20 protein-coding genes are annotated in these 21,299 nt (G+C 36.6%); 5 read left to right on the plus strand and 15 right to left on the minus strand.

Annotation, left to right across the window (positions count from 1 at the left end; all coding sequences use genetic code 11):
* The first annotated feature begins 265 nt into the window (after nt 1-265).
* The 5 genes from NST02_RS19350 to NST02_RS19370 are packed head-to-tail and all read left to right on the plus strand — an operon-like array spanning nt 266 to nt 4,551.
* The gene (locus NST02_RS19350; RefSeq protein WP_095309355.1) at nt 266-982 is read left to right on the plus strand and encodes a lantibiotic protection ABC transporter ATP-binding protein; all 717 of its coding nucleotides are present in this window, start codon (nt 266-268) and stop codon (nt 980-982) included.
* Nucleotides 979-1,734: a lantibiotic immunity ABC transporter MutE/EpiE family permease subunit gene (locus NST02_RS19355; protein ID WP_095309353.1), complete on the plus strand. Its 756-nt coding sequence runs from the start codon at nt 979-981 to the stop codon at nt 1,732-1,734. Before NST02_RS19350 ends, NST02_RS19355 begins: the two co-directional genes overlap by 4 nt.
* Nucleotide 1,735: 1 nt before the next feature.
* Entirely contained in the window at nt 1,736-2,506 is a 771-nt protein-coding gene (locus NST02_RS19360; RefSeq protein ID WP_095309351.1) for a lantibiotic immunity ABC transporter MutG family permease subunit, read from the plus strand.
* An 18-nt stretch (nt 2,507-2,524) separates the two neighbouring features.
* Entirely contained in the window at nt 2,525-3,187 is a 663-nt protein-coding gene (locus tag NST02_RS19365) for a response regulator transcription factor (protein ID WP_095309349.1), read from the plus strand.
* A complete protein-coding gene (locus tag NST02_RS19370; RefSeq protein WP_095309347.1) occupies nt 3,178-4,551 on the plus strand; it encodes a HAMP domain-containing histidine kinase in 1,374 nt (457 codons plus the stop codon). The genes NST02_RS19365 and NST02_RS19370 overlap by 10 nt, the downstream gene beginning before the upstream one ends.
* A gap of 521 nt (nt 4,552-5,072) precedes the next feature.
* Here NST02_RS19370 and NST02_RS19375 read toward each other — a convergent pair.
* From NST02_RS19375 to NST02_RS19445, 15 genes are all read right to left on the minus strand, one after another.
* Nucleotides 5,073-5,435 (minus strand): hypothetical protein, encoded by a 363-nt coding sequence (locus NST02_RS19375; protein WP_095309345.1) that lies wholly within the window; start codon nt 5,433-5,435, stop codon nt 5,073-5,075.
* 520 nt (nt 5,436-5,955) lie between these two features.
* On the minus strand, nt 5,956-8,118 hold the full coding sequence (locus tag NST02_RS19380; RefSeq protein ID WP_340949605.1) for a YhgE/Pip domain-containing protein: 2,163 nt from the start codon (nt 8,116-8,118) through the stop codon (nt 5,956-5,958).
* Nucleotides 8,119-8,461: 343 nt separating this feature from the next.
* Nucleotides 8,462-9,313, minus strand: coding sequence for a polysaccharide deacetylase family protein (locus NST02_RS19385; protein WP_340949606.1), 852 nt, complete (start codon nt 9,311-9,313; stop codon nt 8,462-8,464).
* Entirely contained in the window at nt 9,306-10,088 is a 783-nt protein-coding gene (locus NST02_RS19390) for an SDR family NAD(P)-dependent oxidoreductase (protein WP_095309341.1), read from the minus strand. The genes NST02_RS19385 and NST02_RS19390 overlap by 8 nt, the downstream gene beginning before the upstream one ends.
* Before the next feature lie 67 nt (nt 10,089-10,155).
* Nucleotides 10,156-11,322, minus strand: a complete 1,167-nt coding sequence (locus NST02_RS19395; RefSeq protein ID WP_095309339.1) for a M20 metallopeptidase family protein — start codon at nt 11,320-11,322, stop codon at nt 10,156-10,158.
* 43 nt (nt 11,323-11,365) lie between these two features.
* Complete coding sequence (locus tag NST02_RS19400; RefSeq protein WP_095309337.1) at nt 11,366-12,358, minus strand: ABC transporter ATP-binding protein; 993 nt, start codon at nt 12,356-12,358, stop codon at nt 11,366-11,368.
* The gene (locus NST02_RS19405) at nt 12,330-13,346 is read right to left on the minus strand and encodes an ABC transporter ATP-binding protein (protein WP_095309431.1); all 1,017 of its coding nucleotides are present in this window, start codon (nt 13,344-13,346) and stop codon (nt 12,330-12,332) included. Before NST02_RS19405 ends, NST02_RS19400 begins: the two co-directional genes overlap by 29 nt.
* Nucleotides 13,347-13,376: 30 nt before the next feature.
* Complete coding sequence (locus NST02_RS19410; RefSeq protein WP_340949607.1) at nt 13,377-14,273, minus strand: ABC transporter permease; 897 nt, start codon at nt 14,271-14,273, stop codon at nt 13,377-13,379.
* 18 nt (nt 14,274-14,291) lie between these two features.
* Complete coding sequence (locus tag NST02_RS19415) at nt 14,292-15,245, minus strand: ABC transporter permease (protein WP_095309333.1); 954 nt, start codon at nt 15,243-15,245, stop codon at nt 14,292-14,294.
* 88 nt (nt 15,246-15,333) lie between these two features.
* The gene (locus tag NST02_RS19420; protein WP_095309331.1) at nt 15,334-16,908 is read right to left on the minus strand and encodes an ABC transporter substrate-binding protein; all 1,575 of its coding nucleotides are present in this window, start codon (nt 16,906-16,908) and stop codon (nt 15,334-15,336) included.
* 48 nt (nt 16,909-16,956) lie between these two features.
* Nucleotides 16,957-17,340: a RidA family protein gene (locus NST02_RS19425; protein ID WP_095309329.1), complete on the minus strand. Its 384-nt coding sequence runs from the start codon at nt 17,338-17,340 to the stop codon at nt 16,957-16,959.
* Between the two features lie 105 nt (nt 17,341-17,445).
* Nucleotides 17,446-18,291: a MurR/RpiR family transcriptional regulator gene (locus NST02_RS19430; RefSeq protein WP_095309327.1), complete on the minus strand. Its 846-nt coding sequence runs from the start codon at nt 18,289-18,291 to the stop codon at nt 17,446-17,448.
* 491 nt (nt 18,292-18,782) lie between these two features.
* Entirely contained in the window at nt 18,783-19,430 is a 648-nt protein-coding gene (locus NST02_RS19435; protein ID WP_137744135.1) for an SDR family oxidoreductase, read from the minus strand.
* 361 nt (nt 19,431-19,791) lie between these two features.
* Nucleotides 19,792-20,637: a metal ABC transporter permease gene (locus tag NST02_RS19440; RefSeq protein ID WP_095309323.1), complete on the minus strand. Its 846-nt coding sequence runs from the start codon at nt 20,635-20,637 to the stop codon at nt 19,792-19,794.
* Nucleotides 20,583-21,293 (minus strand): metal ABC transporter ATP-binding protein, encoded by a 711-nt coding sequence (locus tag NST02_RS19445; protein ID WP_373315084.1) that lies wholly within the window; start codon nt 21,291-21,293, stop codon nt 20,583-20,585. The genes NST02_RS19440 and NST02_RS19445 overlap by 55 nt, the downstream gene beginning before the upstream one ends.
* Nucleotides 21,294-21,299: the final 6 nt, after the last annotated feature.

Raw genomic sequence — 21,299 nt, forward strand, 5'->3', positions numbered from 1 at the left:
AAGTGAACCTCCCAATGTTTAAAGTTTTTATTCTCACTTATTAGCAAATATTTCTTCGAACAACCTTTTCATCCAGAATTCTACAACGTCTTAAGTCCAAGTCATTTAAAGACAAAACAAAAATTTTGATAAAAACTTGATAATTATATTTTAGAATAACAGCAATTGGCATTTAGAAGGTTTTTTCAGATGTGGCTTGGTCATTTAATCCCACTATGTTCAGGCGGTCTTTAAAGAGAAATAACGAAATAAAGGAGAGATTGACATGGAAACAGTTTTGTTAAAAACAAAAAATCTTACAAAAAAATTTGGCAAGGAATTAGCAGTATCAGATGTTTCGTTAACCGTGTATAAAAATAGTATTTATGGTTTGCTTGGTCCAAATGGTGCTGGGAAATCAACTACGCTTAAAATTATTACCGGAATTTTGCGAAATACGTCTGGAGAAATTTTCTTTGATGGGCACAAATGGAGAAGATCAGATTTAAAAAATATTGGTTCACTAATCGAGTCTCCACCTCTTTATGATAATTTAACTGCTTTCGAAAATATAAAAGTACATGCCACTTTGCTTGGCCTTCCAGAAGAACGGATTCACACAGTTTTAAAGATTGTCGATATGCAGCATGTTGGTAAAAAAAGAGCAGGACAATTCTCAATGGGGATGAAACAACGACTTGGAATCGCAATTGCCTTGTTAAATCACCCCAAATTATTAATTCTGGATGAACCTACAAATGGACTTGATCCCATTGGTATACAAGAGCTAAGAGAACTTATTCGTTCCTTTCCTCAAGAAGGGATTACTGTGATCTTATCTAGTCATATTCTTTCAGAAGTTGAGCAAATAGCCGACTATATCGGCATTATTAGCGACGGATACCTTGGATATGAAGGAGAGATAAACAAATCGGGGAATTTGGAACAATTGTTTATGGAAGTTGTCAAGAAAAGCCGAGAAAAAGAAGGAATGAAAAGATGAGAAATTATATTAAAGCAGAAAATCTAAAATTCAAAAGAACATTTTCAAGAAAAATGATTGTTTTCGTCCCACTATTAAATATTGGGCTCTCTTTTCTATTAAATACTCAATATTTTGTCCCGGGTACTTTTAATTGGTGGTCGATTATTTTCATACCGGTAATGATTGCTTTATTATGCTCTTTATCCCATCAAAAGGAAAAAAAAGCATCCAATTATAATAGTACGTATTCATTGCCAATCGATCTAGGAAAGCTTTGGTTTGCCAAAATAATGGTTATTATGACTTATTCTTTGCTATCTCAACTTGCGTTTTTAGTATTCATGTATGGCATGGGCTTCGTTATTCCTAATTTTACCTTTATTAGCCTTTCCACCATTTCTGCAAGTTTACTGCTATGGGTGACAAGTCTTTGGCAAATTCCCCTTTGTTTAATGGTGGCTAAGAAATTGGGGGGTACTGCTGCAGTAATGCTAAATCTTTTTGGAACACTTGTTTTAGGGATTATGCCTGCATCCAGTTCCTTTTGGTGGGTTTCTCCTTGGAGCTGGCCAATACGCATGATGTGTCCGACAATCGGCATTCATCCTAATGGAACTTATTTAGAAATTAATGATCCATTACTCAGCTGGTGGGTTATACCGCCTGCCGTTATCATAGCTATCCTATTATTTATGATATTATCGTTCCTGACAAGTCACTTATTCGCCTCCTCTACAAATGACAAAATGAAAAAACAGGAGGTGCTGTAAATTGATCTTACTTTTTAGGAGCATACAAGCCGATTTTCAGAAGATGAAACGGACTTCATTTATGTGGTTGCACTTGTTTATTCCAGTTATTTGTTCAATCATCTTAATCCTGTATCTTAATGGAAGAGAGCAAAATCAATACCAATTATACAGAACATTTACCGAGGTCATTGCCATCTCATTACCATTTCTTATCGGAATTCTTTGTGGGATGACGGCTTCACTGGAAGAACGTGCAGGGAAATTTCAAGTATTGCTTGGGAGCACGTTTCCGAAAATCACTGCATTTATCAGCAAAGTGCTTATGTTAATAATCTTAAATATTTTTTCCATAAGTCTGGCTATGATCATATATTTAATTGGACTAACATTTGTATTAGAAGTTCCTAATTTATCTTATAGTATTTTTATAACAGGGGGGGCATGGCTTGTTGCAAGCTGTATCGTTCTCTATTTACTTTATTTTTTTATCAGCTGCAAGTTTGGAATGGGAGCATCTGTCTTACTAGGCGGTGCCGGTTTGCTCATGACTGCCCTTATGAATACTGGATTAGGAGATGCTATATGGAAGTATAATCCTTGGGCATGGGGAATCAGATTATCTGGATTAAATGGGATCATTCACTTTAAAGAGTTTAGTGAAAAGCTACGGCCTTTATTAATTCATGAAATGACTAATGGTACATATCTTGCCACCATTGGTATTATAATGATATTTATTGCTTGCCTCATATGGTTTCACAAATGGGAGGGCAACAGAACATTCGAGTAGTGAAAGGAGAATTAAGAAATGGCAAAGATTCTTGCAGTCGATGATGACAAAGCTATTCTTGTGCTTATACAAAATATACTACGCCGTGACCAGCATCATATTGACATATTAGAGACTGTTCAGGGACACCCCCCTGATAAATTTCAAGGCTACGATTTAATTTTGCTTGATGTGATGATGCCAGATATAGACGGTTTTGAATTGTGTAAACAGATACGGCCATTTGTCGATTGTCCGATCCTTTTTCTCACGGCGAAAACAGAAGAGGAAGCAATCGTGAAAGGTCTGATTACCGGTGGAGATGATTATATTACAAAACCCTTTGGCGTAAAGGAGCTTAGTGCCAGAGTTAATGCACATTTAAGAAGGGAAGGCAGAGAAAAGCATCAATCGAAAAGAGTCATTTCCGGATTTGTATTTCACTTTGATAGTAAGGAAGTTTTCATCAAAAACCACAGTCTCAATTTAACAAAAAATGAATATACAATTTGTGAATTTTTAGCACTGCATAAAGGGAGAACTTTTTCAAGAGAACAAATTTATGAGGAGGTATATGGTATAAATGGAGACGCCCTTTATTCCACCATTACCGAATTTATCAGGACAATTCGGAAGAAGTGCAAAGAACATGGTGTCGATCCCATTAAAACAGTATGGGGCGTAGGATATAAATGGGAATAATTTTTGCAAGAAAAAAAAACCTCCTCAGGGAATTAATAAAATATATTGTTACATTATCTTTATGTTTGTTTATTATTACAGTTCTCTATTTTATTTTAAATACAATAGCCATAAATGTTGGTTTTTTCCAACCAGCCAATTATCATGAACGGGAAGCAGAAAAGCTAATACCTATGCTTGAAACTGCTCGAAAAATAACACCTGATATGATCCCAGATACGATGTCATATGCCCTCCTTGATAAGGATACGAAACAAAAGATAGCCGGGACTATTAAAGATAAAGACCTGCAGTTGGTAAAAAATAAGATTGAAAAGAAACCATATGTGAATTACAAGCAAAAAGGTTATTTGATTATAGAAAGAAGGGATGAATATTGTGTTTTGCAATATTCATTACGGGCGGAATTTAGCTCACCCTTACTGAGGAAATATCTCCCTAACTATGAATTAACAAGTATTTGTATTTTAATCATTCTGCTCATATTCGCTATTGCCATGATTACCACTTATTTTGCCAATAAATTAAGAAAAAACTTTGAAACACTGAGTTTAATCACCCGAAATATTAAGGAGCAAAATTTACAATTCACACCTACATTTACACATATAAAAGAGTTCGATGATGTCATAAACTCTTTAATTGAAATGAGAGATGCACTTCAATCTTCTCTTGAGGCACAATGGCGTTTAGAAAAAAACAAAAAAGAACAAATTGGCTCCTTAGCACATGACATCAAAATTCCCATTACCATCATTAAAGGAAACGCTGAACTGCTTAGCTTATCTGCACAAGATGAGGAACAGGCTGAATATACAAGATACATTATCAGTGCGGGAATTCAAATTGAACAGTATATTTATCAGTTAATTCATTTATCAAAAATGGAGGATTCTTTAACGGTTCATTTCGAGAAAGAATCAATAGCTACATTAACTGAAACCTTGCAAGAAGACATCATTGCTTACAAAGGAAATAAAACAATCGATATTATGTTTACAATTGAACATCTCCTAGATGAAGCAATGATAGACTGGCAATTACTGCATCGGGCATTCATGAACATCTTAACAAATGCGGTTGATTATACACCGGAAGGCGGAACTGTCTCCGTGCATGCTGAATGCGACTCTGAATTCTTTTCTTTTGTTGTGAAAGACACAGGAATAGGATTTTCAGAAGCCGCATTAAAAAAAGCGACTGAGCTTTTTTACATGGATGACAAAAGCCGTCATTCTAAAGGTCATTATGGAATGGGACTAACCTTTGCAAAAAGTGCGGTCAATCTTCATAACGGAGAGCTAACTCTCGGAAACACGGAAGAAGGTGGAGGAGAGGTTCGAGTAACAATTCCATTAATGTAGAATAGGGCCATAATAAATCTTCATATTATTTGTCGATAAAGTAATCAGGGGGAGAAAAATGCTCACTTCCCTTTTCTTTTTGATTTATAGTCGTTTAGAAAGATTCTGCAGATAAACTTCAAACTCCCACCATAAAAGCGAAAGCCTCCTCCATCCAGCGACTTTATCAAATTTTTAAATAAAAGTCTTTGAGAAATGAAATAAAGTATTACATTTCTCAAAGACTAGAGGAATATTCCATATTTCCAGGAACACCTTGGAGAAGCTTTGTTATTAATGATTTAGGTCGGTTCTTTGAACAAAAGAATCCAAGTATTTGAAGATGGACTCTGCTTTAAACGAAAGAATTAGAAAAGAAATGGGAAAGCGGACATATCCAACAATGGGCTATGGTCATGAATCAACTGCTAGTTCATGCCCACCTGAAGGATCGTGTAAAGAAATATCTGGAATAACTTACACACTTTTCTTGACAAACCCTATCCTCTTTTTTTATAAATCTAACAGATTTTATTCAAAGGCTACTTTAATAAAGAAATGGTCACATCTTCTTCATTTAATTCTAACCAAACAGTTTCTTTTCCATTGCTATAGATTTTCATACTTCCTTCTTGATTAATTTCCTTCCAACCTTTTTTTTCAAGGTCCTCAATATATTCAGCAGAGTTAAAAAAACTTTTTGGACTGGCTGCCCCTGAAATCTTATATTCCACACTTTTAGCCAATTTTTTATTAGTAAAGACATAATCTGATGATTTCACTGCATTACTCGGAATTAAAAAGTCTTTGTGCACTTCAGAAGGAATGGTGTTTACTTTGGAGCCACAACTTGAAAAGTAAATCAAAGAAAAGCCGATCATTAATACTAATAATCCTTTTTTCATTTCATATCACCTTATAAAAAATATTTCACTTATATAAATAATAAAAACACATTAGACAATACTTACTGTTCTTTTTAATTTATTTAAGAATAGACACAACTTTAGATAATTACACAATATCTGGAAATACGTTTTGGAATTCTGTCAAAAGAGTAGATATTTATTCGCTTTGCTGTGGAGTATCTTTTTTACTTCCGCGCTTCGCTTGATGGCCTCAGCATAAAGGAATACTATCAAAAAACCAATGGTTCCTTTATGTAGAGGTAATCTGCCCATGATCAGCATCCTTACGTTACGCCCATTTATACGCAATTGGGACTGACGTATTTTAGTGTGGAATGCATTCGTTTTTGGTAATAAACATGAGTGTAAAAAAAGGAATCGCTGCGATCTGCTTCTCACTTTGTTTTGAAATGTTTATCGATGTAAATATTCTTTTACTCAAAGTAACAGGAAGAAGTGTTGTTATAAAGCTGTCCATAAAAAACATATGAGTATAGAAAACTTTTTTGGGATCGATTTAATGAAACAGCCCTGACTCCTTTGTTTTCTTTTTAAATTTTTCTGTATGCTTATTAATGGATTCTTTCAAGAATATTCCTAGTACAAGTGCTAGTAAGCCAAATATTAAAATGGATAAAACGTCATGCCATACCCTCTCCCTAACAATCCCTCCAACAGCTTCACGAAGAAGATCGATCGCATAGGTGAAAGGTAAGAATGGATGAATGACTTGAAAGAATTCTGGCAGCAATACAACTGGATACGTGCCCCCTGAACCAGCTATTTGAAGCACTAGTAGAATGATGGCAAGCGCCTTCCCTACATTGCCGAAAACAGATACGAACGTGTACACAATCGTCATGAAAACAAAACTACAAAGTATTCCAAAAAGAACAAACCACATTGGTTCTTTTACTTCAACTTGAAGTAATAACATATTCCCTAAGGTAACAATCAATGTTTGGAAAAATCCTATGCTCACAAATGTAAGCAAACGTCCAATATATACTTGCCTCTCTGTGTAATCTTCTTTTTGGTGGCTCTCGGTTGATATTAGAGAAATCAACAACAACCCCCCAACCCATATGGCAAGAACCGTATAAAATGGAGTCATTCCCGTTCCGTAGTTCGGTATAGAAAATAATCGATGCTCTTTAAGCACAATCGGTTCAGCAAAAAAACCTCGTTCTGCTTCTGGATCATTTTGCAAAAGCTCAATAATTTCGTTGATATCTGTTTCACCATGTATGGATCGTAGTTTTTTTGCCAATTCTCTTACTTTTTCATTCACGTATGGAAATTCTCCACTTACATAATAAAGAATCTTTTTCGCCTCTGACAAGTTACTTTCTGTTCGTGATAGCATTTTCTCCACATCAGGTATAGCTGACTGAATATTTAATAATATTTCTTTCGCATCAGCTAACGTCTCTTTTGCACTCGTTACCCCATTTCTCACAGTAGGCTCAATCGATACATTGTAATATTTGATTAATGAACCGATCTCACCAATATTGTTAGCTGTACGACTCTTTATGTCAGCGAAAAAATTATTTAATTCTTCTTGTTTATTTTCCAATAACAAATCGATTGCATTTACTTGGTCCTGCAGTTCACCTAAATTTCCTTCTACTTGCTTCAACCTACTTAATGATTTGGAAATAATTTCTTGATTATTCGACGGTTCTTCATCCTGTTTCTGAAATTGAATAAGTGCATCTTCAATCGTTCCGATTGTTTGAAGCATATCATTTATTTGTCTATTTATCGATTCACTCATGTTTCTTTCTTCTGTAAATTCCACCTTTGCTCGATCAAGTCTGTCTTCAAATTCTTTTACTTGCGATAACATCCTCTGAATTTTCTCTACATCCTCTTTAACCTTTGGTGAAATCTCGTCCAAACGTTTCTCGGCATTTGCTAGAAAATGGGTCGTTTCATCGATTAATTGTAATCCATTTGAAGCTGCCTGGTCCGCTCTAGCGATCATCCTGTGTGCCTTATCGATTAAACCATCTGCCCGATCTGCATCTACGATTGTGTTATTCAATATTGTATGAATTTCCGGCAGCTTCTCTTCCAAACTAAAAATATAGTCTTCAAATTTTTCAATGTCAGGCATATTTTCTTCAATCTCAATTCCTAACTCATTGAATATTTCAAAGATAATCCCATTAACTGTTGATATAAAATTGCTGCTAATTTGCTCAACAATCACACTTGCCCCTTTTTCTGTAATTTTCGGCGCAATCGCATTTATTTTTTCATTTACATAATATTCAACATTTGCCTTTTTAGGTTGAGCGCTAATGACTGTTCCTAATTTTTCCGAAAAGTTTTCTGGAATGATTAGAACTGCAAAATAATCTCCGTATTCTAATTTATTCATCGCCTTTTTACGATTAACAAATTGCCAATCCATTGATCTATTTTCTTTTAATGTGTGAACTATTTCGTCCCCAACATGGATATCTTGATCACGTACTGCCGCACCTTTATCTTCATTAACGATCCCTATCGGAATTTGATCCGTTTTGGCATACGGATCCCACGAGGCTTCAATATTCAGCCACGCATAAAGGGAAGGGAGGATAATTAGTCCAACAATAACAATGATAGCTGCCCAGTTTTTCCCAATACTTTTCATATCCATTAAAAATAGGTTCCAACTTGCTTTCATCCGACTACTCCTTCTCTTAAAATGCCAGTTATCATAACCGCAATTTTCATCCCACTAAATAAATATCATTCCCATTCCTTAAAACCTTATTAGCCTTTCAGTTATACAAAAAAGGTCTTCTGATTCCATGAAGCGATGTGAGAAAACAAGCGTTCTCTATCGCTTCATGAAATCAGAGAGAAAATAAGCCAAAAATCAACACCGACATATAACAAAGCCAAATTTTTTAAAAATAGAAAAAGCGGCCTAAACCTATGTATTCATAGGATTAAGCCGCTTTTCGAAAAGTTCATCAAAAATTTGGCAATATTCGATTGTAAATCATTAAGGTCAGATCTTAAAGTCACTCCGGAGCATAAATTCCAAATTCGGTGCCTTTTAAAAAGGAATCTGCAATGCTATCCATTCTGGAAAAGCCAATCCCTTTTTCCATTAAACCATCTATCCAATTTTCTATACCTAATAATCGGTGCCCACGACCTGATACCTGTGGATGAAAAGTGACAACTAAAACACCGTTTTGAAAATCACGGAGCATATAATCGATATCTCCATTCCAGTTTCCAAACATCTCATCTGGTCTTTTCAACCCCGGAAAAACAGCAGTCGATGTTTTCAAATATTCAAAATAAACATAGTCATCAAGAGACCATGAAACGGGAATCTCAACAACTTTTGATTGTTCTCCAAACTTTGAAGCTTGAGCTTTAAAATGTTGATCTTCACATCTGCTAAAATAGACAGAGTAGTCATTGCCCATTTGACTGCTATCATAAACAACTCCCAAGCTTTCGAGATTTTTTATTGTTCTTGAAGAAACATCCCAAGAAGGGGAACGAAATCCTTTTGGTCTAAATCCAAGAACCTTTTCTGTTACATCAATAGACTTTTGTAAAATCTCCCGCTCTTCTTCAAAAGAAAGAATATTAAAATTTTCATGGGCATACCCATGCAAGGCGATCTCATGCCCCTGCTCTATAATAGCTTTGCAAACTTCAGGGTAGGTTTCTATTGTGTGTCCTGGAACAAACCAGGTGGATTGAATATCTCTCTTTCCCAGCATATGCAGAATTCTTGGGACTGCAACAGCGCCAAACTCTCCTCTAGATATTGACGTCATCGTGGTCATATCTCGTTGAAGCCATAACGAGATTGCATCAAAATCAAAAGTTAAACATACGGTTCCTTTATTCATACATCTCACCTTTCGATGGAGATCTGCCAGCGGATCTTCCCCCATCAATCACAAATTCTGCTCCGGTCGTATAACTTGAATCTTCAGAAGCTAGAAATAGAACTGTTCGAGCTACCTCTTGCGGATAACCGATTCTTCCTAATGGAACCCCTTTTGATTGCTGCTGCTCATTTGATTGGTCTATTTCTCCCCTATATTTCATCATATCCGTGTCAATAAACCCCGGATAAATTGAATTTGCTCTAATATGATAGGATGCATATTCCATGGCAACATGCTTGGTCAGGCTGCGAATAGCCCCTTTACTTGCTCCATAAAGAGAAACCCCTACTGAACCTGCTAAGCCGGCAGTTGAAGAGTTGTTGATAATTGAGCCACCATTTTGTTTCATCATCACTGGTATGACATGCTTCAAGCCAAGAAAAGTACCTGCAACATTAATATTCATAAGGTTTTGCCATTCTTCAAGTGTCGTCTCTATTAATGGTTTTATTAAAAATGTTCCGGCATTATTAAATAAAATATTGATTTCGGCATAGTTATCTAATGTTTTTAAAACAACCTTTTCCCAGTCATTTTCACAACTAATATTATGAGAAATGGAAATGGCTTTACCCCCGCTTTTTTTTATCTCTTCCGAAGTCTGATTCACTGCTTCTTCATTTATATCGGTGACAACAACATTTGCTCCTTCCTTTGCAAATAATAGTGCTGTTTCTTTTCCAATTCCATTGCCAGCACCGGTTATAATCGCCGTTTTATTTTTTAAGCGCATAAAAGGCCTCCTAGTATTTTACATTATTCTCAACATATTGATATCCTTTTAGAAAACAGGGATATAGCTATTCCTCTAATAAAATGGATAAGAAAAACTTCGCACTAATCAAAATGGATCGTTCATCAACATTAAATTTTGGGTGATGCTGTGGATATTCCGCTTCTAATTCGCTATTTCCACCTCCAACAAATACAAAAGCACCAGGCACCTCTTTTAAATAATAAGCAAAGTCCTCCATTCCCATTGAAGGTAATGGATATTTAATGTTTTCCTTCCCTAAAAGATTAATAGCGACATTTTCTGCTTTTTGAATATGCTCTGGATGATTCCATAAAGATGGATACCCTCTTATATAATTCACATTTGCTTTCGCTCCTGAGCTTTCACATGTTGATTTTGCAATTTGATTTATATTTGCTTCAATAGAATCTCGAACCTCATCATCGAATGTTCTAACCGTACCTGTTAAACTGGCCCTGTCAGCAATGACATTAAACGCTTGGCCGGCTTGAAATGTCCCTACTGTTACAACTGCTGGCTTATATGGATCAATTCTTCTGCTTACAATATTTTGTAAATTATTAACTAATTGGGCTCCGACCACTAAAGAATCAATAGTGATTTGCGGTTTGGCACCATGCCCTCCTTTTCCAATAATTTCAATTTCGAATTTATCTCCTGCTGCCATAGCGTCCCCTTCAATAATGCCAATTGTACCAATAGGAAGGGATGACCAAACATGAACACCATAAATAGCATCCACTCCATCAAGGCAGCCATCCTCAATCATCGATTTCGCCCCACCTGGTATTTGCTCTTCTGCAAATTGATGGATAAAAATAACGGTTCCGCTAATTTCTTCTTTTACCTCACTTAAAACTTTTGCCACCCCTAATAAGCTGGCAGTATGTACATCATGTCCACATGCATGCATAACTCCCGGAACTCGTGATTTATATTCCACTTCTTTTTCGTCTTGAATCGGAAGTGCGTCAAAATCGGCACGGAAAGCAATCGTCCTTCCTGGTTTTCCGCCGCGTAACTTCCCTACAACTCCTCTACCTCCGACTTCTGTTCTAACTTCTAAACCGAGATTTTCTAAAAAATCCGCAATTTTTCTAGGTGTATTCACTTCTTGAAATGAAAGTTCAGGATACATATGCAAATCTCTACGTATCGCTACTAATTCTGGATAAATCTCTTCCAATCTAGTAAATAATGACTTAAGCATCTGAATAACACTCCTATTTTTGAAATAACTGCTAAAAAACAGTTTAATCGATTAAATGACATGCAACTGAATGGTTCTTTGCTACCTCTTTAAATACTGGTTCTTCATTTTTGCAGCGCTTAATTGCATATGGACAGCGAGTATGGAATTTACATCCTGCAGGAGGATTGAGAGGTGATGGAATATCTCCCTTCAAGACAATTTTTTCCCGTTTAAATTCAGGATTTGCAACGGGAATAGATGATAAAAGCGCTTTTGTGTAAGGATGAAGAGGATGAGAAAACAGTTCATCCGTTGGCGCTTTCTCAACCAATTCACCGAGATACATGACTCCAATCTGATCAGAAATATGTCTAACTACACTTAAATCATGGGCAATAAAAATATAGGAAAGATCGAATTGTTCCTGTAGTTCTTCCATTAAATTAATAACTTGGGATTGAATCGAAACATCCAATGCTGAAACAGGCTCATCACATATTAAAATTTCAGGATTTAAGGCCAATGCTCTCGCAATTCCAATTCTCTGTCTCTGTCCTCCCGAAAATTCATGAGGATATCGATAATATTGATCTCCTCTAAGCCCAACTTTATTTAATAACTCCATCGCACGTTCTGAACGTTCTTTTGAATCGTATAATTTATGAATTTTCATCGGTTCCTCAATAGCTCGTCCAATCCTTTGCTTCGGATTGATTGAACTATGAGGATCTTGAAAAACCATTTGCAACTTGCTGCGCATTTTCTGAAAGTCTTTTTGCTTTAACTGAAAAAGATCTTTTCCTTTATACAAGGCTTGACCTGATGTTGGTTCAATTAATCTAAGAATGGTACGTCCAGTAGTACTTTTCCCGCATCCTGACTCACCTACTAAACCTAAAGTTTCCCTCTTATTTAGTGTGAATTCTACATTGTTGACAGCTTGAACATATCCTTGAACCTTTCCTAAAGCAGATGTAATTGGGAAATGCTTTTTAAGGCCTTTTACTTCTAAAAGAGGACGTTCGTCATTTGTTTTCTGAAGTAGTGACTGCATGATCTTTTGCCTCCCTCAAAATATGTTCATAATTCCAACATCTAACCTTTTGTCCATTTTCTAACTCCAATAGTTCTGGAGGATTCTCATGACACTGTTCAGTAGCAAAATCGCATCTTGGCGCAAATCGACATCCGCTCGGTACGTCCTGTAAAGAAGGAACAACCCCCTTTATAACATTCAGCTTCTGTGTGCGGTCACCATCCAAATGTGGAATAGATTTAAGTAGACCTTTTGTATATGGGTGAAGAGGACTCTTAAATAATGTCTTTACATCAGCTTCTTCAATAATTTGACCCAGATACATAACGATGACGCGTGTACATACTTCTGCGACAACGCCTAAATCATGAGTAATTAAAATCACTCCCATATCAAGTTCTTCTCTCAATTCCTGTATAAGCTCCAATATTTGTGATTGGATAGTCACATCAAGTGCCGTCGTCGGTTCATCAGCAATTAAAAGCTGTGGTTTACAAGACAGAGCAAGTGCGATCATAACTCTCTGTCTCATCCCACCCGATAGTTCATGCGGATATTCATGAATCCTTTTTTCCGGAGACGGGATACCTGTTAGACGTAGCATTTCAATTGCTCTTAAGTTTGCCTCTTTTTTTCCAACCCTTTGATGAATCATGATTGCCTCTGCAATCTGATTTCCTATCGTATAAACAGGATTGAGTGAACTCATCGGATCCTGAAATATCATAGAGATCTCATTGCCACGTATTCCTCTCATTTGTTCTTCAGAAAGCTCTAATAAATTCTTCCCTTTATATAAAATCTTGCCTTCATAATTTGTTGTCTTTTCATTTAACAATTGCAGAATAGATTCGGATGTAACACTTTTCCCGCAACCTGACTCGCCGACAAGTCCAACCATTTCGCCAGCATGAATTTCAAAGGATACATCATCTACTGCGGTCACCTTTCCTTTTTCAGTAGAAAAGATTGTTTTTAATTGATTTAGCTTTAAAAGAGGCTCCATATAAACCACTCTCCCCCTCTCCTATTTACATTATTTTTTGCTATGAGGATCTAACAGATCTCTTAGTCCATCACCGAATAAATTTAATGCTAAAACAGCTAAAATAATAAACATTCCTGGGAAAACAGTCATCCACCATGCGTTATATATAACAGCTTTTCCCTCATAAATAATGTTCCCCCAACTGGGATCTGGAGCAGGAATACCTACGCCTAAAAAGCTGAGACTTGCCTCGATAATAATAGATATCGCGAATACATAAGTAAGCTGGATGATTAACTGAGATATTGTATTTGGTGCAATATGCACCCAAATAATCCTTATTCCACTTGCACCTTGGGATTTCAGAGCTTCAATATAGGTTTGTTCTTTCACCACTAGCGCAGCCGAGCGAATAACCCTGGCAACCGTTGGAATCATAACAAAACTTAATGCTGCAATAACATTAACAGTTTTTGGTCCAAGTGCCGCCATAATGGCAATGGCTAAAAGAATTGCTGGAAAGGCCATTAGTCCATCGCATATTCTCATTAAGACATGATCCAAGTAACGGTTATAGGCAGAATACAAACCAATCACCATTCCAAAAAAACCTGATATTAGAGCAACGGAAATTCCAACAACCATCGAGGCCTGCGTTCCATAAATCACTCTGCTAAACAGGTCTCTACCAAGATTATCTGTACCGAAATAATGTTCAGATGAAGGAGCTTGTAGTCTGGAGGAAGCATCAATAGCAAGCGGATCTTGGGTTGCGATAACAGGAGCAAGGAACGCAACAATCGTTAACAAAATTAATATAATGCTTCCAAACATCATTAATCTATTTGATAGAATTCTCTTAATAAGCAGAGAACGCTGCTCTTTATTATATTGATGTTGATTCGATACTATCTTTTCATCACTATAAATCGATTTAGCATTCATCTTCATCCCCCCTTGAAATCAATTCTTTGCACTTAGTCGAACTCGTGGATCAAAAAATCCATACAATAAATCGACAATTAAGTTTATTATTACGTAGGAAAATGCGATAAGCAGGATGGTTCCCTGAATTACTTCAAAGTCTCTCCTCATAATGGCATTTATAATTAACTGGCCGATCCCCGGAATGTTGAACACGGTCTCAATCACAACAGCACCTGCAATCAATTGGCCAAAGGTTTGACCTATTACGGTGAGAATAGGGATGAAAGCATTTTTTAGAGCGTGTTTAAAAATAACGACATTCTTTTTAACTCCTTTTGAACGAGCTGTTTTAATGTAATTAGCATTTAAGACATCCAGCATAGAAGAGCGTGTGACTCTAGCTATTAATGCAGCTTGAATCGCTCCAAGCGCAAATGCGGGCAAAATTAAATATTGTATATGCGGTAAAATTCCGCTGCTTAACGGCTGAAATCCTGCTACGGGAAGCAAAGCAAAGTTTATAGCAAATACCAACACTAGCAAAAGTGCCAAGAGAAAGTTTGGAACGGAAATTCCTAACAGTGAAATAATCATAAAAGTCTGATCCGTAAACGTTCCTCTCTTAGTCGCAGCGATGATGCCTGCCGGAATGGATATTAAAATAGCAATAATTTGCGCCATAAGGGCTAATGAGAGAGTAGGAGCTAAATTTTCCAAAAACGCTTGTAATACCGGCTTATCCATATAAATGGACCAACCTAAATCACCTTGAACCACTTTTGTAATCCAAATCAAAAATTGCTCATAAATGGGTAAATTCAAGCCCATTTCTTCTCTTAAATGATTGACTTCTTCGATAGATGCATCCGGCCCAAGTATAACGGCAGCGGGATCTCCAGGAGTCAAATGAATGATAAAAAAAACAACAACTGCTACTACTAACATAACCGGAATCAGAGATAAAAGCCTTTGGATGATATACGCCTTCAAAGGAACTCCTCCTTCAAAATCTAAATTTAGTACCCCTCTTCATCTACATAAGAGGAGTACTAATTTTACAAAAAATTCTATGTTTTTATCATTCTATACTTGTATTCCAAAAAATCGGACCCATAAATTCAGAGTATCCCTTCACTTTATTCGAAAAGCTTGAAATAAAGTTCGTCATACCAATATTAATAACCGGTAATTCAGTCCAAATAGTCTCTTGCAATTGTTCAAATTTTGCAGTAGCTTCCTCTTGGGATGGAGCATTTCTAATCTCACCGATTAATCGATCAATTTCTGGACTGTTCGTCCAACCTGGATATTCAACTTTAGATTCTAAAAATGGATATGCAAGCGGCGTCGCAACTGTCGTAAACTGAGTAAAGAAGATGTCCCAGCTTTCTGGCTCCTGTCTGCGCTCTAGTAATGTTGCCCAATCCGTTACATCAAGTTTTACCTTCATTCCAATTTCTTCGAGCGATTGTTGTGCAATAACAGCAGCATCATAATGATACTTGTAATCACTGCTTGTTAAGATAGTCACTTCTTCACCTTTATAATCTGCCTCTTCTAATAATATTTTTGCCTTATCAATATCGTGTACATTGTAATTTTCTTCCCCGGCCTTTGTGTACCAATTCTTTTGTTCGGGACGCATATAAGCTGGTTCAAGCCCATAAAATTCCTTATCAGTAAATGCCAATGATAATAATTCTTCATTATTTATCGCGTGATTAACCGCTTGTCTCAGTTTAAGATCTTGAAAAATTCCCTTTTTGTTAAACACTAATGTTTCAAAACCATATGGCCAAACATCTATCACTACATTTGGAGAATTTTTCAGTTGTTCATAGCTATCAAAAGGCAATTCAAAGGCGTAGTCATACTCACCACTTATCACTCCGTTTACTCGAGTGGAAATATCTGGAACAAAATTAATCACAATTTCATCTACTAACGCTTCTTTCTTTCCTCCAAGACCACTTGTTGGAGTATCTACTGATTTATAATCATCAAATTTAGTCAATCTAATATATGAATCATGCTTCCATTCTTCCAATTTAAAAGGACCAGTACCGATAAATTCTTTGACACCGGTTGCATCCGCTGCATCTATGACCTCTTTGGGCATAATAGAAGCAGTTTGCGTGACATCAGCAAGTCTGTACAGCACGGATAAAGAAGGGTTTTCTACATGTAGCACAACTGTATATTCGTCTACAGCTTCCCATTTTGAATTCCCCAATTCCGCTTTCGCAGTACCGTTTTGCTGCCATTTTGTCATCGATGCAACAACATCCTCTGCCTTCATTTCTTTCCCATTATGAAATAAAACGCCTTGTCTTAACTTAAAAGTAATTGTCTTTCTATCTTCACTTTCTTCAAATGATTCAGCCAGCATCGGGATGATTTCATAGTTTTCATCAAATGTCAGTAAGTTTTCATATATTTGTCTGGCAATGTCACGCACTACATTTGTGTTTGTTGTATGTGTATCAAGGGTCGGCGGCTGAGAATTCCAAGCTAACTTTAGCGTTCCACCATGTGCGGTCTTGTCACTATCGTTTTCTCCAGATTGTGTTTCTTTACCCGAGCTGCAACCAATTAATAAAATTATGGAAATAAACAGGATGAATCCTAACTTAAAAGACCATTTTTTCTTCATTTTTACGCCCCCTATTAATAAATGTTCTTTAAATATCAAGTTAGCAAACTAGCGAACAGCATAAGTTGCGATTGCTTCAATTTCAATTAATACATCCTTTGGCAGTCGACTTACCTCAATAGTAGATCTTGCCGGGCGGTGTGACCCAAGAATTGCGCCGTACTCCTCATTAACAATTGAAAATTGTTCCATGTCGGTTATAAAAATCGTGGTTTTCACAATATTCTCCAATCCTAATTCGTCACTCTCTAGAATTGAGCGAATATTGTCCATTACTTGTCTCGTTTGTTCTTTTATACCAACTGCTTCCACTTTATTACTCGCGGGATTAATTGGTATTTGCCCAGATAGAAATAAATATTCCCCAACTTTTATCGCTTGGGAATAAGGTCCCAATGCTTGTGGTGCATTTTTTGTTGTAATCGCTTCCATTTGATTTTCTTTGCCCTCTTTCATTTTTTATTATTATAGTTTCTGGAATAGCTATAAATTGCTGTAATTGTACTAACCGTGGAGCCTTTTTAGTTACCTCTAGAACTACTCAAGAAAATAGTCCTTTTCTTTGTAGATGTTTTGTATATTCTCAACTCTTTGCATCACTTCCCTTTCATACTTTTTTTCAATTCCAGTTGTAATGATATTCAACAAACTCAAAACTGAGCTGATCGGGATAAAATTCTCTGAGTTGGCATGTATTTGAGTTGTGAAGCTAATATTTGAGATGCGGGAAATAGGAGAAAGTGGATGATCCGTAATCGTGATGAGTTTTGCCCCTTGTTCCTTCACTGTCTCCGCAATTTCTAAACTTTGTGCCACATATCTTGGAAACGAGATAAAAATAAAGACAATTTTTTTATTTGATTCAATTAATAAATCTTCGGGGTAACAATTTTTCGAAGAAATCATATATACATTTTTTCTTAACATATTCAATTTTAAGTACAACCAATAAGCAGCAGGATATGATGCTCTATATCCAACGAGATGAACTTCATCCGCTGTCATTATTTCATCAATTGCTTGCCAATATTGACTTATATCCAATTTACTCCTTAATGTTGTAAGAATTTCAATTTCTTGCTCTATCAAAGTATCGATAAAATCCAGATGATCTTTCGGTTCTTCTCCAACGGAATTCCCGTGCTGTTCGATTCGCAGCAAATACTCCTTTTGAATTTGTTTTTGCATTTGAGAAAAACTCTCAAAATCCAGGGCATAAGATAATCGAATGACAGTTGTTTCACTGACTTCAGCCTGCTTTGCGATTTGTGAAGCTGTTGACATACTGAACCCGACTATATCTCTTAATAATAAGTCAGCGACTTTTTTTTGTCCCTTTGATAGATTTTGATAATTTTCTCTAAGTAAATCCTCTATCCGCATTTATATTCCCCCTTTATAAGTAGGATGTAATCATTCTTTTATTTAAAAAAGAGAATTAAATTATTCTTTTTATAGAATAATCAATATTTTTTAAATTGTAAATATTTTTGTTAAATTTTCTTACAGACTTTTTAAATTCCTATCCTTTTAGAAGAGCAAATAGAAAGTCTTCTTCTTTCAATTTAGGAAAATTATAGGCACTACCCCCCGAACTTTACTCATCATAGATTGTAAAGATTGAAGGACTGGTTCTTACTGTGACTCTTGCATTATGGTTCTATAACCTCTACGTAACACTTAATAAATACCAGAGATCAAAATAACTGTAGGCAAACTTTGATTTCATCGAGAGTTTGCCTACAGTCTAAAACAATAAAGCAAGGTAAATTTTAAAGATACTCAAATTCACCTTGCACACTTTTTGAAACAAATAAAATTTCTGCCTCATCCATTAAAAATAAAACATATACACCCATTAAAAAAATCATTCATTAAAGGAGCTTTAAAGCCTCATGGACATCCATATCTCCAGACAATAGATCAAATGAGCGGCGATATGTATTTTTCTCAATTAAAGTAGCCACAACTGTCTTTGCCACATCCTCTCGTGGAATAGCGCCACCAGATAAAGTCGCACTCGCCTGCACCCTCCCATTACCAGGATCGTTCGTTAGGAGGCCAGGTTTTACAATCGTGTAATTCAGACCGCTGGCTATTAACATGCGATCAGCATAATGCTTCGCCACCATATAAGGCTTAATCGGACTATTCTTCCAGCTTTCTCTGTTCTGCGCTTGGAGGGCGCTGACCATAATGTAACGTTTTGCTCCTACTTTCTCCGCAGCTTCCATTGATTTGACTGCACCGTCCAAATCAACAAGCAGTGTTTTGTCAAACCCTGTCTTGCTTCCAGATCCTGCTGTGAAGATGACAGCATCTGAGCCACTCATCGCCGCTGCAAGCTCATCAACACTGCCTTCCAAACTTGCCACAACTGTGTCAACACCTGATTGCTTAAGTTGAATCGCCTGTTCCTCATTTCGAACCATAGCTCTGACCGTATGATCGCTGCTATCTGATAACAATTGGACAATATGCTTACCAACTTGACCATTTGCTCCAATTAAAAATACGTTCATGTACCTTCACTCCTTCCTATCATCTTAGTGATATTGTGTCAAAGAAGAACAGTTCCATTCAAGCAATCTGCAATATCTCAAGCAAAAGATATTTCTCTAAAGACTTATTCAGTAGAAAGTCCTTTTCCACTGACAGTTTCCTTCTTTCATAAAAAAAACACCTATCTCTTATAATTGTGAAGCACATAGTTAATGCAGACTTCTTCCTAAAAACACAACAAATCCCCTCCATTTACAGTTGGACGACTGAATGAAAGGGACTGTTATATAAATAAATTAAGCTGTTAATATCGATTGATGTTAATTATGCAACCAAATCTATGTTTTATCTACAAAATGAATTGAGGATGCATCTCTGCTATCATGACATATCAGTTTTCTTATATAGCCGCTCTAATTGAATATGACGCAAGCTGTATTTTAAAAGGGTGATGACAGCAAAAATGATCATTAAAATTAATGTGATTGTCGCTCCTGGAGGAGTTCCTATTTCATAAGAAACGGCTAAACCACTCAACATCCCAACTAGTGCAATCACAATACCAATCAAAATAACTCCATTGAAGCTTTTGCTTAATCGCAGCGAGATAGCAGCAGGCAAAATAATAATCGCTGATACAAGCAAAGCGCCAACTATTGGCATGATTACCGCAATTGTTACTCCTGTTAAGACATTAAATAAAATCGACATCGTTTTAATTGGTAAACCTACCGTAAAAGCTGTCTCTTCATCAAATGTAAGAACATACATCGGTTTTCGAAAAATCAAATATAGTAAGCCAACAATAGCAGTTAATACCAACAATAACCAAATCTGTTGTTCATTAATGGTGACAATGGACCCGAATAAAAACTGCGTCATACTCAATGTCACTCCACCGTCATTTATACCCATCAATACAAGTGCTAATGCCATTCCAGCAGACATTAAAATTGCAATTGAAATCTCTGAATACGTGCGATATATTTGCCGTAAATATTCAAGCAATGTTGCAATCACGATTACCACTAAAAGATTGGTCCATGTCGGATTAACACCAATGAGCAAACCCAGTGCTACACCCGCTAAGGAAATATGGGATAATGTATCGGCCATTAAAGATTGCCTGCGTAAAATCAGAAACAGGCCCAGTATTGGTGCTATTAAAGAAATCAGGAATGAGGCTTGGAAAGCTCTTTGCATGAATCCATAGAAAAACATCTCCAAGGGGAGTCCTCCTTCCGTACCAGCTCAATATGTTTACTAGCGTAATGGCGTATTTCTTCATGATCATGTGTAACCATCAAGATTCCCTTACCATGCTCCATACAATTGTGCCTTAATAAATTATAAAATTCCTCTCGGGCTTGCACATCCATGCCTGTTGTAGGTTCATCGAGAATAAATAAATCAGGATCTGCTGCAAATACGCGGGCAATCGCAATGCGTTGCTTTTGCCCACCTGACAGCTCTCCGATCTTTCTATTACGCATCTCCCACATCCCCACTGATTCTAGCGAACGACGTACATGCTCTTTATCATCTTTATCCAATCTTTTAAACCATTTGCCTCTTTGATAACGACCAGATTGCACCAGTTCCAGAACAGTGCTTGGGAAACCGGTATTAAAGGAAGCAATTTGCTGTGAAACATAGCCAACCACCAGTTTCTCACCAGAGCGATTCACCGGTGAGAGCCTGACGCTTCCTCTCGATGGTTTCAGTAGACCCAAAATGTTTCTTAACAGAGTTGTTTTTGCTGCACCGTTTTCTCCTGTCAGCATGACAAAATCCTCCGGGTCAACCTCAAACGAAATATTCTCTAATACTGGCTCATCTTGATAATGAAAGGCAAGTTTCTCTACTTCGATATAATGCACCATTATGCG

This window comes from Robertmurraya sp. FSL W8-0741, from assembly GCF_038004005.1.
Classification (GTDB): domain Bacteria; phylum Bacillota; class Bacilli; order Bacillales; family Cytobacillaceae; genus Robertmurraya; species Robertmurraya siralis.